We start from the raw sequence: 16,063 nt of genomic DNA, 5'->3' as shown, positions 1-16,063 counted from the left end.
GGCGCTTAGTTGCCGCCGGACGTCCGGCGCTGCAGCTGGTCGCGCAGGTTCGGCGGGGTGCCCTTAATGGTCAGGGTATCGGTGGCGGGATCCCAGAATACGCGTTCGCCCAGCAGCATCGCGTCGAAGTTAATGGTCAAACCGCCGCCGCTGCCGGCAAACTTGGTCAGCTGACGTAAGGTGCTGCGATCCGCCGGGAAGCTCTCTTCCAGCTCGTAGCCCTGCTCGGCGGTGAACTCCTGGAAGCTCTTTTCGCTGACGCCGGCGAGCTCTTTGGACAGCGACTCCAGCTCAATCTCTTCCCCGGCCTGCAGCTGTTCATTGCAGTAAGCATAGACCTGCTGACGCACATTCTGTCGCTCGGATTTATCAAGCTGCGCGTCGGCGGCAAAGTCATCCACCGCCTGCAGCAGGCCGCGGTTCTGCGCTTTGGCGTTGAGACCTTCGCTGGCGCCGAGGAAATCCATGAAGAAATCGGCCACTTTGCGCCCCACCCGCCCTTTCAGGAAGGTCAGGTAGCGGGTCGACTCCGGGTTGGTTTCCCACTCGGTCAGATCGATGCGCGCGACGATATCGGCATGGTTAATATCCAGATAATGGGTCGAGCGGATATCCAGCTCTTCGTTGACGCGCATGCTGCTGAGGTTATTGAGCACCGCCACCAGCAGATACTCGACCGCCAGGTAACGATACTGACAGAAGAGGACAATGCCCCCTTCGGCGAACGGGTATTTCGCCAGCTCATCGCGCAGGCGGCCGGTCGCCGCGCGGCTGAACGCCAGAAACTCCTCTTCCCCCTGACGCTGCAGGCGCAGCGCCTGCGCCAGTTCGCTCTCTTCATTGAACAAGCCATAGGCTTTGCTTTTGGCGCTATAAACCCGGTGCAGTTCAGCCATCATCTCGACGACCGTCGCGTTCGGCTCCAGCAGTGACTCGCGCAGCACCAGCTCCAGATTTTGTTCATCACGTTTGATTAACTGATGCAGGGCAATCTGGTCGATATCCAGACTCATGTTAAACTCTCCTTTTAGACCGGGCGGTATTCAACCACCGCCGGGTTGCCGACGCAACTGGCACCACACATTTCGACGTCATGACTGACGATCGGTGCGCTTTTGCGCCGCGGCGAAAAAATGCGGAAAAAAAGCTGCTGCTACGGTAATATGTTGCCCTTTCACGAACAAACAGATTTTGAGTTTATGCCGCAAATTTCCCGCTATAGCGATCAACAGGTCGAACAGTTGCTCAGCGAGCTGACGAACGTCCTGGAATCACACAAAGCCCCGGTTGACCTTTCACTGATGGTGTTAGGCAATATGGTGACCAACCTGATCAACAGTAGCGTCGCGCCGGCGCAGCGTCAGGCCATCGCCCGTTCTTTCGCGCAGGCTTTGCAATCTTCGATTAACGACGATCCAGCGCATTAAGGATAACAGCAACAGTATATGGTGACTCTACGTCAGCCCTACCGAGAAAAAGTCTCCCAGATGGTTAGCTGGGGGCACTGGTTCGCCCTGTTCAACATGTTGTTGGCCATGGTGCTCGGCAGCCGCTACCTTTTTGTCGCCGACTGGCCGACGACGCTTGCCGGACGACTCTTTTCGTACGTCAGTCTCGTCGGGCACTTCAGCTTCCTGGTGTTTACCAGCTATGTGCTGATCCTCTTTCCGTTGACCTTTATCGTGGTCTCGCAGCGCCTGATGCGCTTCCTGTCGGTGATCCTTGCCACCGCCGGGATGACGCTGCTGCTGATAGACAGCGAGGTCTTTACCCGCTTTCATCTTCATTTAAACCCGGTGGTCTGGGAGCTGGTCATCAACCCTGACCAGAATGAGATGGCGCGCGACTGGCAGCTGATGTTTATCAGCGTCCCGGTCATCTTTTTGATTGAAATGCTCTTCGCCACCTGGAGCTGGCAAAAGCTGCGCAGCCTGACGCGTCGCCGCCATTATGCCCGCCCGGTCGCCTGGTTCTTCTTTTTGTCGTTCATCAGCAGCCACCTGGTCTATATCTGGGCGGATGCCAATTTTTATCGCCCGATCACCATGCAGCGAGCGAATCTACCGCTTTCTTATCCGATGACCGCCCGTCGTTTCCTTGAGAAACATGGCCTGCTCGACGCCCAGGATTATCAGCGTCGCCTGGTGGAGCAAGGGGCGCCGGAGGCGGTATCGGTCCAGTATCCGCTCAGTAACCTGCGCTACCGCGACCTCGGCGCGGGCTATAACGTGCTACTGATCACCGTCGACAACCTGAACTACTCGCGGTTTGAAAAAACGATGCCGGCGCTGGCGGCGTTTGCCAAAGAAAACGTGAATTTTACCCAGCATATGAGCTCGGGCAATACCGCCGACAGCGGCCTGTTTGGCCTGTTCTACGGCATTTCGCCAGGCTATATGGACGGTGTCCTCTCGGCGCGTATTCCCGCGGCGCTGATCACCGCTCTCAACCAGCAGGGCTACCAGCTGGGCCTGTTCTCTTCCGATGGGTTTAGCAGCCCGCTGTATCGCCAGGCGCTGCTCTCCGACTTCTCGCTGCCGAGCGCGAAGACCCAGAGCGACGAGCAGACCGCCAATCAGTGGATCGGCTGGCTGGACCGTTACGCGCAGGATGAGAATCGCTGGTTCTCGTGGGTCTCGCTCAATGGCACCACCCTCGACGATACGCAGCAGCAGGGCTTTGTCCGCCGTTATAGCAAGGCGGCAGGCGACGTTGATGCCCAGATCGATCGGGTGCTGACCGCGCTGCGCGAAGCCGGCAAGCTCGATAATACGGTGGTCATTATCACCGGCGGCCACGGCAAGCCGCTTAACGTCAAACACGACCCGTTCGACTGGTCGCGCGAGCAGCTGCAGGTGCCGCTGGTTATTCACTGGCCGGGCACGCCGGCCCAGGAAATTGCCACCCTGACCGATAACAAAGATGTGATGACCACGCTGATGCAGCGCCTGCTTCACGTGTCGACGCCGGCCAATGAGTATTCGCAGGGGGAAGATCTGTTCAGCGCCGCGCGGCGTCGGAACTGGGTCACCGCGGCCAACGGCGATACGCTGGCCATTACCACCCCGGCTATCACCGTGGTCCTCAACCATAACGGCACCTATACCACCTGGAGCCGCGACGGTGAGAAAATCAAAGATCAGAAACCGCAGCTCAGCCTGTTGCTGCAGGTCCTGACCGACGAAAAACGCTTTATCGCTAACTGATTGATTAATTATGAATCAATCGCGCGCGACCCGCTTGCATTCGCCTGGGGAACGGGTAATATTGTTCCCCACGCGTCGGCACGTAGCGCAGCCTGGTAGCGCACCGTCATGGGGTGTCGGGGGTCGGAGGTTCAAATCCTCTCGTGCCGACCAAAAATCCCTGAGAAACCAGCCTTTTAAGGCTGGTTTTTTTATGCCCCTCTTTTACGCCTGTTCCCCTCAGCTCGTTGAATTTGTGCCCTTTCCGCGCCACAGCGTATAGAGTACGACTATCCTGATGGTAAATTACGTCGTAGCATCTATTATTCGACCGTATGACTCATAAGCAGGAGCGGATGACATGAGAGTTAATGGACTTACCAAAGGATTTTTCATCCTTATCGTCTTCATTGTAACCCTGGCCTTTTTTGATGTTCTCTCACCCTATTATTCCGCCATCCTCTGGGCCGCCATCCTCGCGGTGATTTTCAATCCGGTCAAAAACAAGATGCGCACCCGCCTCGGCGAACGTAACGGCCTTGCGGCGCTGATGACCATCGTCATTATCTGCCTTATCGTGTTCACGCCGCTGGCGATTATCCTGTCGTCACTGGCCTACGAGCTGAACGTGGTGTACAGCAAACTGCAGCATAACGATACCCAGTTTCCGACGGTGGTCGCCAGCCTGATCGCCCACCTCCCCGGCTGGGCCAGAAGCTTCCTCGCCGAACATAACCTGGATAGCGCGCAGCAGATCCAGCAGCAGCTCTCCGATGTCGCCCTGAAAGGCGGCCAGTATCTGGCCGGCAGCGCGTTTCTAATTGGTAAAGGCACCTTTGGCTTCACCGTCAGCTTCGGCATTATGCTCTACCTGCTGTTCTTCCTGCTGAAGGATGGCCCTCACCTGGTGCTGTTGATCCTCGAATCTCTGCCGTTATCCAGCTACGTGAAGCAGCACCTGTTCGCTAAGTTCGCCGCGGTGGCTCGCGCCACGGTAAAAGGCACCGTCGCCGTGGCGCTGGCGCAGGGGGCGCTGGGCGGCTTTGCCTTCTGGATCGCCGGTCTGGACGGCAGCATTCTCTGGGGTGCGCTGATGGCGTTCCTGTCGCTTATCCCGGCGGTAGGCTCGGCCATTATCTGGGTGCCGGCGGCGATTTACCTCTTCGCCACCGGGCAGCTGTGGCAGGGCGCCTTTATCGTCGGCTTCTTTGTCATTGTGATTGGCCTGGTGGACAACATTCTGCGTCCGCTGCTGGTGGGCAAGGATACCAAAATGCCGGACTACCTGATCCTTATCGCCACGCTGGGCGGCATGGAGATCTACGGTATTAACGGCTTTGTTATCGGCCCGCTGATCGCCGCCTTGTTTATCGCCTGCTGGAATTTGCTGTCGGGGCGGGAACACGCTGGCAACACTGATGAAATCGATGAAGAATTTATTGAGGAAGCGAAAAATAGCCGTAATGAATAATTTCACCGGCAGGCCTCTGGCGGCCTGCCAGCGTCCCTGTTGCGCTCTGCGCGGCCGACGTCTTACCAGTAGATAACACTACTCATTTTGCAAAAATTGGTAAATAAATCTTAACATTTAGTAAAGTGATGATAGGCTATCTCTGTCAGGAACGAAAATAAAGGATGATCAACCGTGAAAAAAATCACTACGCTAGCCGTTTCTCTGCTGACCGCCGCCTGCATGTCCGCCGGCGCCCTGGCCGCAGACCAGCCGCTGGAAAAAGTCGCGCCGTTCCCGAAAGCGGAAAAAGGCATGAAGCGTCAGGTTATTCAGCTGCCGCAGCAGCAGGATGAATCGGCGCTGAAGGTTGAGCTGATGATCGGCCAGACGCTGGAAGTTGACTGCAACCACCATCGTCTTGGCGGGGAGCTGGAAAGCAAAACCCTGGAAGGCTGGGGTTATGACTACTATGTTTTTGATAAGCTGAGCGGCCCGGTATCCACCATGATGGCCTGCCCGGACGGCAAGAAAACGAAGAAATTTGTGACTGCCGGCCTCGGCGATGACGCCATGCTGCGCTACAACAGCAAGCTGCCGATCGTCGTCTACACGCCGACCAATGTCGATGTGAAATATCGCATCTGGCGCGCGGAGGAGACTATCGGTAACGCCGAGGTCCGCTAAGGCGCGCCATTAAAACGGCAATAAAAAAACGGCAGCCCGCAGGCTGCCGTTTTTGTCAGAGCGCGATATCCGCTATCGGCTTGCCGCCGCTCAGCGGCTTCAGCTCCGCCTGCGGGGCTTCATCCATCGCGGCGGCTGGCTCATATTTCAGCTCCAGCACTTCACTGGTCCACGCCAGCGCTTTCTCAATCTCCGCCGGGTTGCCATCAAGGCGAATACCGTAGGTCGGGATGATCGCCTTCAGCCTGGCCTGCCATTCCGGCGAATTAACTTTGTCCTTAAACACTTTTTCCATCAGCTGCAGCATGATAGGCGCCGCGGTGGAGGCGCCTGGCGATGCGCCGAGCAGCGCCGCGACGGTGCCTTCGTCATCGCTGACCACTTCGGTGCCCAGGCGGAGTACCCCGCCCTTCTTCGCATCGCGCTTGATGATCTGCACGCGCTGACCGGCCTGCCACAACCGCCAGTCCTCTTTCCGCGCTTCCGGATAGTATTCGCACAGCGCGGCCAGACGATCTTTATCTTTCTGCATCACCTGGCTAATCAGATATTTCACCAGATCGAAGTTGTCCAGGCCGACGTTGAGCATCGGCAGGATATTCGAGGTATTGGTCGAGGCCAGCAGATCCCACAGCGAACCGTTCTTCAGGAAGCGGGTCGAGAAGGTCGCAAACGGCCCGAACAGCACCACGCGTTTACCGTCGATAATACGGGTATCGATGTGCGGCACCGACATCGGCGGCGCGCCCACTTCGGCCTGGCCGTATACCTTCGCCAGATGGTGGTTTACCACCTCCGGATTTTCGCAGACCAGGAACTGGCCGCCGACCGGGAAGCCCGCATACTCTTTGGCCTGTGGAATGCCGGTTTCCTGCAGCAGGGTCAGCGCCGCGCCGCCGGCGCCGATAAAGATAAATTTGGCTTTGATAACCCGCTTCTGACGACGGTTGTCGGCATCCGCGAGGGTGACCGTCCAGCTCTTGTCGGCGTTGCGCTTGAAGCGACGTACCACGGTGCCCAACTGGAGGGAGAAATTATCATGCTTTTGCAGGCTGGCGATCAGCTGGCGGGTGATTTCGCCATAGTTGACGTCGGTTCCCACTTCCGTACGGGTGGCGGCCACTTTTTGCAGCGGGTCGCGACCTTCCATCACCAGCGGCGCCCAGGCTTTGATCTGCTGATGGTCTTCAGAGTAACGAATGCCGCGGAACAGTTCACTCTGCTGCAGCGCCGCATAGCGCGCGCGCAGGAAGTTGACGTTATCTTCGCCCCACACAAAGCTCATGTGCGGCACGCTGTTAATGAATGATTTTGGTTTGTTCAGGACGCCGCGCGTCACCTGATGCGCCCAGAACTGACGCGAGATGTGGAAGGCTTCGTTGATGTCGACCGCTTTGTCGATATTGATGCCGTTGGCGGTCTGCGGCGTGTAGTTCAGCTCCATCAGCGCCGCGTGGCCGGTCCCCGCATTGTTCCACCCGTTTGAGCTCTCTTCCGCCACGCTGGACATCTGCTCAACCATGGTAATAGACCAGTCTGGCTCAAGCTCCTGCAGCCAGGTTCCCAGTGTGGCGCTCATAATGCCGCCGCCAATCAACAATACATCCGTCTCTTGCTCATGGCGGGTGTTGGTCCGAGTGCTGTTGGGACCAACCGCCTGTGAGCGTGGTACGGCCATCTTTTTATTCATCGGATTTGAGCCTTACTTTACTCGCTGTTTTTATTTAGCGCAGGTGATACGATTCTCACCCCTCACGTTACCACCGAAGCTCAAAAATTTAAATATTGTTTAAATTTTAAGTTCTGTTTTGAGATCCGTTATAAAAATGTTTAATAAATGTATACAGCAAATCACTTTTTGTACTGGTGCGCTGGTAGATTCCGCGCTATCATCCCTGGTTTTGTGACAGACCGCACGGAAGTAGGGTCTGACACCGCTCCTCCTTTTTTTATAAGCTGCGAACTTTTTTTTATGCCTCCAGTTTCTGACTCCGCCGCTTCCGGCAACCTGCGCACCATCCTCCGTTCTCCGTCGCTGCTGACGCGCGAAGCCCTGGCCGGCGTGCTCACCGCCCTGGCGTTAATCCCGGAAGTGATTTCGTTTTCTGTCATCGCCGGCGTTGACCCGCAGGTGAGCCTGATTGCTTCCGTGGTGCTCTGTCTGGCGATGTCGCTACTCGGCGGACGCCCGGCGATGGTCACCGCCGCCGCGGGCTCAGTAGCGCTGGTCATTGGCCCGATGGTGCATCAGCACGGCGTGGGTTACATTCTGCCAGCCGTCATTCTGGCGGGTATTATTCAAATTTTGTTTGGTCTGTGCGGCATGGCGCGCCTGATGCGCTTTATCCCCCCGGCGGTGATGACCGGGTTCGTCAACGCCCTCGGGATCCTGATTTTCTTTGCCCAGGTGCCGCACTTCTGGAGCCGTCAGCCGCTCATCGTCGGCCTGTTTGTCCTCACGCTGCTTATCGTCCTGTGGGCGCCGCGCTTTATTAAGGCTATCCCGGCGCCGCTGATCGCCATCGTCGCGCTCACTCTCTATACCGTCACCACCGGCCAGCTGCTGCCGACCGTCGGCGATGAAGGCTCGATGAGCGGCGGCCTGCCGGGATTCACCGCCCTGACCGTTCCCCTCAATCTTGCCACGCTGCAGATTATCTGGCCGTGCGCCCTCAGCATCGCCTTTGTCGGCCTGATGGAGTCTTTGCTGACGGCTAAGCTGGTGGATGACCTGACCCATACGCCGTCGAATAAATCGCGGGAGAGCGCCGGGCTGGGTATCGCCAACATCCTCGCCGGCTGTTATGGCGGTATCGCGGGCTGCGCGATGATCGGCCAGACCATCGTTAACGTGGAAATGGGCAAAGCCCGCAGCCGTCTCTCTACGGCGATCGCCGGCCTGGTGCTGCTCCTGCTGGTGACAGCGCTCAGCCAGGTGATGGCGAAGATCCCGATGGCGGTCCTGGCCGGGGTGATGGTGATCGTGGCGGTGAAGACCTTTAGCTGGCACAGCATTCGCCCGGGCGAGCTGGCGCGCAATCCGTGGCCGGAAACGCTGGTGATGCTGGTGACCGTCGCCGCGACGGTGGGAACCAGCAATCTGGCGATTGGCGTGCTGGCGGGGATCGTCGCGATGGCGATCATCCCCCGCCGCCTGCGGGCAAAAGCGCAGGCTACATCAGAAACAGCGTCGCCAGCCCCAGAAAAATAAAGAAGCCGCCGGTGTCGGTGATAGCGGTGATCATCACGCTGGAGCCGACCGCCGGGTCGCGCCCCAGCTTCACCATGACCATCGGGATGATGACGCCCATCATCGCCGCCATCAGCAGGTTGAGCATCATGGCCAGCGTCATCACTCCGCCAAGCTGCGGATCGTCATACAGCCACCAGGTGATGCCCCCCATGATCCCGCCCCACACCAGGCCATTAATCAGCGCAACGCCCATTTCACGCAGGATCAGGAAGGTAAAGCTGCCGGGCTGGATCTGCTGCAGCGCCATCGCCCGGACGATCATGGTGATCGTCTGGTTGCCGGTATTGCCGCCGATCCCGGCGACGATCGGCATCAGCGAGGCCAGCGCCACCAGCTGAGAAATGGTGTGTTCGAAGCCGTCGATGACCCTGGAAGCGATAAACGCCGTACACAGGTTGACCGCCAGCCACGCCCAGCGCGTTTTTACCGCCTTGCTGACCGGGGCGAAGACATCTTCTTCATCGCTCAGACCGCCCATCCGCCGCAGATCGTTGTCGGTCTCTTCATAGACCACATCGACGATCTCATCGATGGTCAGACGGCCGATCAGCTTACCATCGGCATCGATAACGGCGGCGCTGAGCAAGTCATCACGTTCGAAGGTGCGCGCCACCTTCTCCGCCTCTTCGTGCGGCTGAAAGGTGACCGGATCGCCCTCCATCACCTCCCCCACCCGCTTCTGCGCATCGTTAAGCAGAATGGTCTGCAGCTCCAGCTCGCCGAGCAGCAGCTTATTGCGGGTGGTGACAAACAGTTTGTCGGTGTTCTCCGGCATTTTACCGAGACGCCGCAAATAGCGCTGGACCGCCGCCAGGGTGGCCTCCGGCCGCACCGTAATGACCTCAAACTCCATGATCGACCCGACGCTGTTGTCGGCGTAGCGCATGATCTGGCGAATACGGGCGCGCTTCTCGGCCGGCAGGGTCGCCAGCAACCGTCCGGTCAGGTTGCGCGGCAGATGCTGCAGCAGGTAAACCTGTTCATCGATATCCAGCGGCTGCATCGCCTGCAGCAGCTCGTGGTCGCTCATCTTATCGATGAGGTCGCCCCAGACGTTTTCTGAGGCTTCCAGCAGCACTTCGCCGCGTTTATCGTCGGGCACCTGGCACCACAGCGCGGTGCGGGCGTCATAGGGGAGCGCTTCCAGCGCATCGGCGAGATCCGGCGGCGGCAGATGCGAGACCAGGATTTCCACTTCGGCCAGGTCATCGGCGAGCGTACCTTCATCGTAACGTTCTGCCAGCGTCAGTTTGCCCAGCAGCGCAGAGGTCACCGCTTTATCGGTGCTCAACAGCCAAATCAGACGGGCGCGCTCTTCGTCACGCAAGCGGGCGCTTTTTTTATGCAAAACGGACATCGGTCGGGCAATCCTTTTGAGAATAGTGAGCCGGCCTGCGGGCCGGAAGCCTTAAGCATAGCGCGAGGAGGGGGAAATAATAACCGTCAGCAATGTAGACGCTGAAAATTTCAGCGGCGCCCGGGCTTTCCCCGGGCGCGCAGCGTGAATCAGGCCGTGCGGGCCACCGCATCGCGGGAGGCCTGCGCCCGCTCTTCGCCAGTGAGCTCTGACAGCTGCCCGGCACGCATCTCCAGCAGGCGATCGGCGTGCTGGAAGTAGTGATCGTCATGGCTGATGGCGAACACGGTTTTCCCCATCTGCTTCATCAACGGCAGCAGGACCTGATAGAACTCGCGGCGGAAATGCGGATCCTGATCCGCCGCCCATTCATCCAGCAGAATGATATCCCGGGACTCGGCCAGCGCCAGCAGGAGCGCCACGCGCTTCTTCTGCCCTTTCGACAGCCGCAGGTCGCCGATCTTACCGTTTTCCAGCTGCAGCTTGTGGGCCATTTGCAGACGCTCCAGCCACGTTGCCACCAGCGCCGGATCGGCCTCCTCGCCCTGCGGCCCGAGCAGACGGTCGAACAGCCAGACGTCGGTAAACACGGCGGAGAACAGTTTGCGGTACGCCTCCGGTTTATCCGCCGCCAGCGGCTGGCCGTCCAGCAGAATATGACCGGAAACCGGCTGATACAGGCCGGTCAGGAGCATCGCCAGGGTTGACTTGCCGCTGCCGTTGCCGCCGATCAGAAACACCAGCTCGCCGCGGTTTAGCGTCAGATTAAGCGGCCCTACCGCAAAGCGATGGTCCGGATAATGGAAAGTGACATCGCGCAGCTCCAGCGTCTGCCAGTCAGCCTGCGGCTGCGGCCGGGGGAAATCGGCCCGGTAAGGGGCGAGGGAGAACTGGCGCAGCTTGTTGAACGCCACCTGGGCGCTCAGCAGCGTGGGCAGCGCGCCGACGGCGGAGAGCAGCGGCGTGCGCAAAAACAGCAGCGTCAGGGAGTAGGTCGCCGCCACGGCGGTATCGGCCCAGCCGAGGCTGTTGGCCATCCAGAACACCAGCCCGATGGCGCCAAGCATCATAATATTCGACCAGTTGACCGCGCTGAGATGGAAGGTATCGGCGCGAACGATGTGGTGCCGGTACTCACGGGCGTCCGGGAGGTAGAGCTGATTAAACACATACTCCGCGCGCTCGCGGTTGAGGGTCAGCTCTTTGCGCCCTTCCAGCACCGTCTGGTAGTCGTGATAGAGCTTATCTTCCGTTTCGCGCAGGCTGGCCATATGTCTGTAGACCCGCGATACCAGCACAAAACCGCCCCAAATGGTGAGCGCCATCCACAGGGCCGTCACCAGCATCATTTTTTCTGACAGCCAGGCCAGATAAGCGGCGGAGCCGAAGGTGAGAATGATCCCCTGCACCAGCTCAGGGAGGCGTACAAAGGCGATGGTAATATTGCGGATATCGCTGGTCAGCCCGGCAAGCAGCGACGCGCTGCCGATCTTCTCCACCTGTTCAATCTGGGTATCGAGGATGCGTTTCACAAACTCGCCGCGCAGGCGATAAACAAAATGGTGGCCGAGGGTGGTCAACGCCAGCTGCGAGCCCAGGGTCACCGCCATCAACAGCCCCAGCAGGCCAAGAAATTCCGGCAGCACCCGCAGCGAGGTATCGACAGTGGCGATCAGGCGCAGGTTAATAAAGGCGATTAAGCCGATACCCAGCGCGGCGCTGAGCAGGCTGAGGGCAATAACGCCCAGAAACGGCCAGCGATACTGGCGCCAGACGAGAGAAAGAAGTTCCATAACAGGCTATCCGGAAAAGCAAAACAGCCAGCAGTTTAAACGGCTCGCCGGTGACATCAAGAATAATTCTTATTTTAATCGCCGGGACGGCCCGCCTGCCGAAAGGTGAGGTTATATCGACAGTCTCCGGTCTCGGGATGATGGCCCGCTTTCAGCGGCTGAACGCCATGATAAAACAGGCGCGACTCCCCGCCCCAGACCACCACATCGCCATGCTCCAGCAGCAGCCGCTGCAGCGGATCGCTGCGCTGCAACCCGCCAAACTGAAAGATGGCCGGCACCCCCAGCGAGACCGAGACGATCGGCGCCCGCAGATCCTGTTCATCTTTATCCTGATGCAACGACAGCTTTGCGCCGGGCTGGTAGCGGTTAATCAGACAGGCGTCGGGGGAAAAGCCCGGGTAGCCGCCGGCCGCGGCTGCCGCCAGCGCCAGTTCACGGAATACGGCCGGCATCGGCGGCCAGGTGTGATGAGTTACCGGGTCGACGGGGGCGTAGAGGTAGCCGTGGCGATCGGTGGTCCAGCCCAGCCGGCCGCAGTTGGTCATCGCCACCGACATGGTGTACCCGCCCGGCGTGACCATCTGGCGAAACGGCGACTGACGGGCGACGTCGGCAATCGCCTGCAGCAGCCCCGGAGCGTGCTCGCGGGCAAAGCGCCGAAGGACCACCGCGCCGGGGGCCAGCGACTCCTGCCACGGCGGGGTATCGCTAAACAGATCGAGCATTACTCCTCCTCTCGTTGCGCCTCGCGCGCCAGCAGCTGCGCTTTTCGCGCGGTTCCCCAGCGATAACCGGACAGCGCGCCATTCTCACGCACCACCCGATGGCAGGGAACGATCACCGCCAGCGAATTCGCCGCGCAGGCGCCGGCCACGGCTCTTACCGCCCGCGGCTGGCCAATATGCTCCGCCACCTGGCGGTAGCTGCGGGTCTCACCCGCCGGGATCTGCCGCAGCGCCTGCCAGACCTGCAGCTGGAACGCGGTGCCCTGCAGATCCAGCGGCAGCGACACCGGCCGCCGGCTGTCGTCGAGGTGGGCGAAAATCTCCGCCATCTGACGACGAAACTCAGGGTCGCCCTGGCGCAGCTCGGCGCGGGGAAAGCGCTGGCGCAGATCGTCGAGCAATGCAGCATCGTTATCACCCGGCAGCACGGCGCAGACGCCGCGTTCGCTTTGCGCCACCAGGCAGCGGCCCAGCGCGCAGTCGCCCGTCGTCCAGGTCACCACGGCGGCGGCGCCGCCGCGGCGAAACTGGCTGGCGGTCATCCCTAAGGCGGCATCGGCCTGGCGATAATAGCTGCTGCTGTCGGGGAAGCCGGCCGCCAGCGCGGCGCGGGTCACCGGTTTCCCCTGCTCCAGCGCCTCCCGCAGGCGTCGCGCGCGCCACGCCTGCTGCCAGGCTTTGGGGGTCATACCGGTCACGGATTTGAATAAACGGTGGAAATGAAACGGGCTGACCGCCAGCTCGCGCGCCAGCGCCTCGAGGGTCAGGGGCGCCTCCTGCTCCAGCAAGCGACAGGCCTGCGCCACTTTATCGATCCTTTGCTGCTGCGGGTAGTCTTTATCCGGCTGGCAGCGTTTGCAGGGGCGGAATCCCGCCGCCACGGCAGCAGCGACGTCGGCAAAAAAGCGCACGTTTTCCCGCCGCGCGCGCCGCGAGCGGCAGGAGGGCCGGCAGCAGATGCCGGTGGTCAGTACCGCAAAGACGAACTGACCATCGGCCCGGGTATCACGCTCGCAGACCGCCTGCCAGCGGCGATCGTCGGTATCGGCAACTATCGGTTTCATCACGGGTCTCCTGCTGTAAGTGTATCCTCAGTCTGCGGTAAAGCCCGCCGCAAAAAACCCGCAATCTTGCTTTTTAATTTTTTTCGCCGACGAGGAAGGTACGGAACTGCGGCGACATCCAGGTTTTAAAGCCCTCCCCCTCTTTGACGATCATGTAGACCGCCAGCCCCTGCTCGCGCACCACCTGCTGCGCTTTTTCCGGCCCCAGCACCATCAGCCCGGTATCCCAGCCGTCCGCCTCCAGCGCCGTTGGCGCAATAACGGTCACAGAGACCAGCTTATGGGTTATCGGCTTCCCGGTCTGCGGATCGATGACGTGAGAGATACGTTTCCCGTCGAGTTCATAGTAGTTGCGATAGCTGCCGGAGGTGCTGATGCCGTGGCCATTGATGTCGACAATCGCCTGAACGGCGTTTTCCCGGTCGGTCGGTTTCTGGATCGCCACCCGCCAGGGCTTGCCTTCGCCATTCATCCCGCGGCTGACCAGCGCCCCGCCCACCGACACCAGATAGCGGGAGATCCCCTCCTGCTCCATCAAGCGCGCAAGGTGGTCGGCGGCATAGCCTTCCCCCACGGTGGAGAGGTCGACAAACAGATCGGGAATATCTTTTTGCAGGAACTGCCTGCCGCTCTGATTGATAACCTGCAGATGCTGCAGGCCGGTGCGCGCTTTCGCCGCGGCGATCGCCTGCGCATCCGGGGTGGCGACCGGCTGTTTATCCGGGCCAAAGCCCCACAGATTGACCAGCGGCCCCACGGTGATGTCCATCGCGCCGTCCGTTTTGGCGCCAATCCGCAGCGACAGGGTCACGATGTCCGCCATCGCTTCGCTCACCGGCCAGGGCCGGGTATCCGCCGCGTGGTTGAAACGCATCAGCGCCGAGTCGTTTTTCCAGGTCGACAGCAGGCGATCGTCGGCGTCCAGCTGGGCCTGAACCTTGGCGCGCAGCGCCTGGGCCTTTGCCTCATCCACGCCGATAACGCTGACCCGCCAGAAGGTGCCCATCGTTTTACCATCCAGTACGGTGGCCGTTGAGGCGGGTTTCGCGGGAGTGGTGGCTGAATCGCAGCCAGAGAACAGTACGCAGGCGCCCAACAGCGCGGCGCGAAAGAAAGTCATATCCATTAATCGAGACTCCTCTTACCAGGGCGACAAGAGTATACCAGCGAGGTTAAACCAGACATAAAAAAAGGCGCCAGAGGCGCCTTTTTGTTATGCAGCTTGCAACTTAGAACTGGTAAACCAGGCCCAGGGCAACCACGTCGTCGGTAGAAACACCGGCGTTGCGGGTGAAGCTGTTGTCGTCCAGCAGGTTGATTTTGTAGTCAACATAGGTGGACATGTTTTTGTTGAAGTAGTAGGTCGCGCCCACGTCAACATATTTCAGGATGTCCTGGTCGCCGTAGCCTTCCAGATCCTTACCTTTAGACTGCAGGTAAGCGACGGACGGACGCAGACCGAAGTCGAACTGGTACTGAGCAACCACTTCGAAGTTCTGCGCTTTGTTAGCAAAGCCCAGAGAACCAGCGCGGGTCGCGTTGTAGGTCTGGGTGTACTGAGTGGCCAGGTAGATGTTGTTCGCGTCGTATTTCAGACCGCCGGTGTAGGTTTCAGCGTTGTCGCCGTTACCCAGAACCAGGTTGTTCTGATCGTCGGTACGTTTAGAGTGAGAGTACGCGAAACCAGCGCTGATGCCATCAAAGATGTCATAAGTTACAGAGGTACCGAAGCCGTCACCGTTCTGTTTCTGAGCGCCACGACCGTTGTTGGTCGCGCCTTCGCCGCTGACGCTGCCGTTTTTACCCTGGTACTGCAGAGCAAAGTTCAGGCCGTCAACCAGACCGAAGAAGTCAGAGTTACGGTAGGTTGCAACGCCGTTAGCACGGGACTGCAGGAAGTTGTCAGAACCGTAGGTGTCGCCGCCGAATTCCGGCAGAACGTCGGTCCAGGACGTTACGTCGTATACTACGCCGTAGTTACGACCGTAGTCGAAAGAGCCCGCGTCGCCAAATTTCAGACCGGCGAATGCCAGACGAGTCCATGCCTGATCGCTGGAGCTTTCAGTGTTGTTCGCCTGAACGTTGTATTCCCACTGGCCGTAACCGGTCAGCTGGTCGTTGATCTGAGTTTCGCCTTTTACGCCTACACGCATGTAGGTCTGGTCGCCGTCGACGCTCTTGTCGTCAGAGAAGTAGTGCAGACCGTCAATTTTACCGTACAGGTCTAATTTGTTGCCGTCTTTGTTATAAATTTCAGCCGCATTTGCTGCGCCTGCTACCAGCAGAGCCGGTACCAGGAGGGACAGTACTTTAACTTTCATGTTATTAACCCTCTGTTTGTTATATGCCTTTTATTATGCCACTGCTTACTGATTACCCTTCTAATCAGTCGGCTATTTCATTGTGCTGCAAAATGCAGAATAATCCAACAAGAATATGATACTAAAACTTCTAAGATGTTTCAAAGTTCCCACAAGATGTTTCAATTTGTAAATGCAGCGGAACTTTTTTTCACCCCAAAATGGCCAGGGAAATACGCACTAATA

Annotated in this window: 13 protein-coding genes and 1 tRNA gene; 6 read left to right on the top strand and 8 right to left on the bottom strand. The window is 59.2% G+C overall.

Annotated features, from left to right (window positions below; translation table 11 throughout):
* Positions 1 to 5 precede the first annotated feature (5 nt).
* The gene (gene yejK / locus MKR05_RS17515) at positions 6 to 1,013 is read right to left on the bottom strand and encodes a nucleoid-associated protein YejK (protein ID WP_004144267.1); all 1,008 of its coding nucleotides are present in this window, start codon (positions 1,011 to 1,013) and stop codon (positions 6 to 8) included.
* Between the two features lie 186 nt (positions 1,014 to 1,199).
* On the opposite strand from yejK, the gene MKR05_RS17510 reads away from it, so the two are divergent.
* The 5 genes from MKR05_RS17510 to eco all read left to right on the top strand — a co-directional run bounded on the left by MKR05_RS17510 (position 1,200) and on the right by eco (position 5,322).
* Complete coding sequence (locus MKR05_RS17510; RefSeq protein WP_004195346.1) at positions 1,200 to 1,427, top strand: YejL family protein; 228 nt, start codon at positions 1,200 to 1,202, stop codon at positions 1,425 to 1,427.
* 18 nt (positions 1,428 to 1,445) lie between these two features.
* Positions 1,446 to 3,206 (top strand): LPS biosynthesis-modulating metalloenzyme YejM, encoded by a 1,761-nt coding sequence (gene yejM, locus MKR05_RS17505; protein WP_049013176.1) that lies wholly within the window; start codon positions 1,446 to 1,448, stop codon positions 3,204 to 3,206.
* Between the two features lie 76 nt (positions 3,207 to 3,282).
* Positions 3,283 to 3,359, top strand: a tRNA-Pro gene (locus MKR05_RS17500).
* 187 nt (positions 3,360 to 3,546) lie between these two features.
* Positions 3,547 to 4,656, top strand: coding sequence for an AI-2E family transporter (locus MKR05_RS17495; protein WP_032453546.1), 1,110 nt, complete (start codon positions 3,547 to 3,549; stop codon positions 4,654 to 4,656).
* Between the two features lie 174 nt (positions 4,657 to 4,830).
* Positions 4,831 to 5,322, top strand: a complete 492-nt coding sequence (gene eco / locus MKR05_RS17490) for a serine protease inhibitor ecotin (RefSeq protein ID WP_023290474.1) — start codon at positions 4,831 to 4,833, stop codon at positions 5,320 to 5,322.
* Between the two features lie 55 nt (positions 5,323 to 5,377).
* Here eco and mqo read toward each other — a convergent pair whose 3' ends face one another.
* The gene (mqo, locus tag MKR05_RS17485; RefSeq protein ID WP_032453547.1) at positions 5,378 to 7,012 is read right to left on the bottom strand and encodes a malate dehydrogenase (quinone); all 1,635 of its coding nucleotides are present in this window, start codon (positions 7,010 to 7,012) and stop codon (positions 5,378 to 5,380) included.
* Between the two features lie 282 nt (positions 7,013 to 7,294).
* Between mqo and MKR05_RS17480 the strand changes: the two genes are divergently transcribed.
* Positions 7,295 to 8,533 carry a SulP family inorganic anion transporter gene (locus tag MKR05_RS17480; protein WP_023290476.1) on the top strand — a complete coding sequence of 413 codons (1,239 nt, stop codon included), beginning with the start codon at positions 7,295 to 7,297 and terminating at the stop codon, positions 8,531 to 8,533.
* Here the strand turns inward: MKR05_RS17480 and mgtE are convergent.
* From mgtE to ompK36, 6 genes are all read right to left on the bottom strand, one after another.
* Complete coding sequence (gene mgtE / locus MKR05_RS17475; protein ID WP_023290477.1) at positions 8,496 to 9,932, bottom strand: magnesium transporter; 1,437 nt, start codon at positions 9,930 to 9,932, stop codon at positions 8,496 to 8,498. The genes MKR05_RS17480 and mgtE overlap by 38 nt on opposite strands.
* Before the next feature lie 149 nt (positions 9,933 to 10,081).
* Positions 10,082 to 11,725: a multidrug ABC transporter permease/ATP-binding protein gene (locus MKR05_RS17470; protein ID WP_238875203.1), complete on the bottom strand. Its 1,644-nt coding sequence runs from the start codon at positions 11,723 to 11,725 to the stop codon at positions 10,082 to 10,084.
* Positions 11,726 to 11,799: 74 nt separating this feature from the next.
* Positions 11,800 to 12,453 (bottom strand): DNA oxidative demethylase AlkB, encoded by a 654-nt coding sequence (gene alkB, locus MKR05_RS17465; protein ID WP_130940576.1) that lies wholly within the window; start codon positions 12,451 to 12,453, stop codon positions 11,800 to 11,802.
* Positions 12,453 to 13,517: a bifunctional DNA-binding transcriptional regulator/O6-methylguanine-DNA methyltransferase Ada gene (gene ada / locus MKR05_RS17460; RefSeq protein WP_117129361.1), complete on the bottom strand. Its 1,065-nt coding sequence runs from the start codon at positions 13,515 to 13,517 to the stop codon at positions 12,453 to 12,455. The genes alkB and ada overlap by 1 nt, the downstream gene beginning before the upstream one ends.
* Before the next feature lie 73 nt (positions 13,518 to 13,590).
* A complete protein-coding gene (apbE, locus tag MKR05_RS17455) occupies positions 13,591 to 14,643 on the bottom strand; it encodes an FAD:protein FMN transferase ApbE (RefSeq protein ID WP_238875205.1) in 1,053 nt (350 codons plus the stop codon).
* A gap of 103 nt (positions 14,644 to 14,746) precedes the next feature.
* Positions 14,747 to 15,838, bottom strand: a complete 1,092-nt coding sequence (gene ompK36 / locus MKR05_RS17450; protein ID WP_044524243.1) for a porin OmpK36 — start codon at positions 15,836 to 15,838, stop codon at positions 14,747 to 14,749.
* Between the last annotated feature and the right edge of the window lie 225 nt (positions 15,839 to 16,063).

Origin of the sequence: Klebsiella sp. K5-204, assembly GCF_030128585.1 — a bacterium.
GTDB lineage: Bacteria > Pseudomonadota > Gammaproteobacteria > Enterobacterales > Enterobacteriaceae > Klebsiella > Klebsiella quasipneumoniae.
The sequence above is the reverse complement of the archived record's forward strand: the minus strand, read 5'-3'. Positions and strand labels throughout refer to the sequence as shown.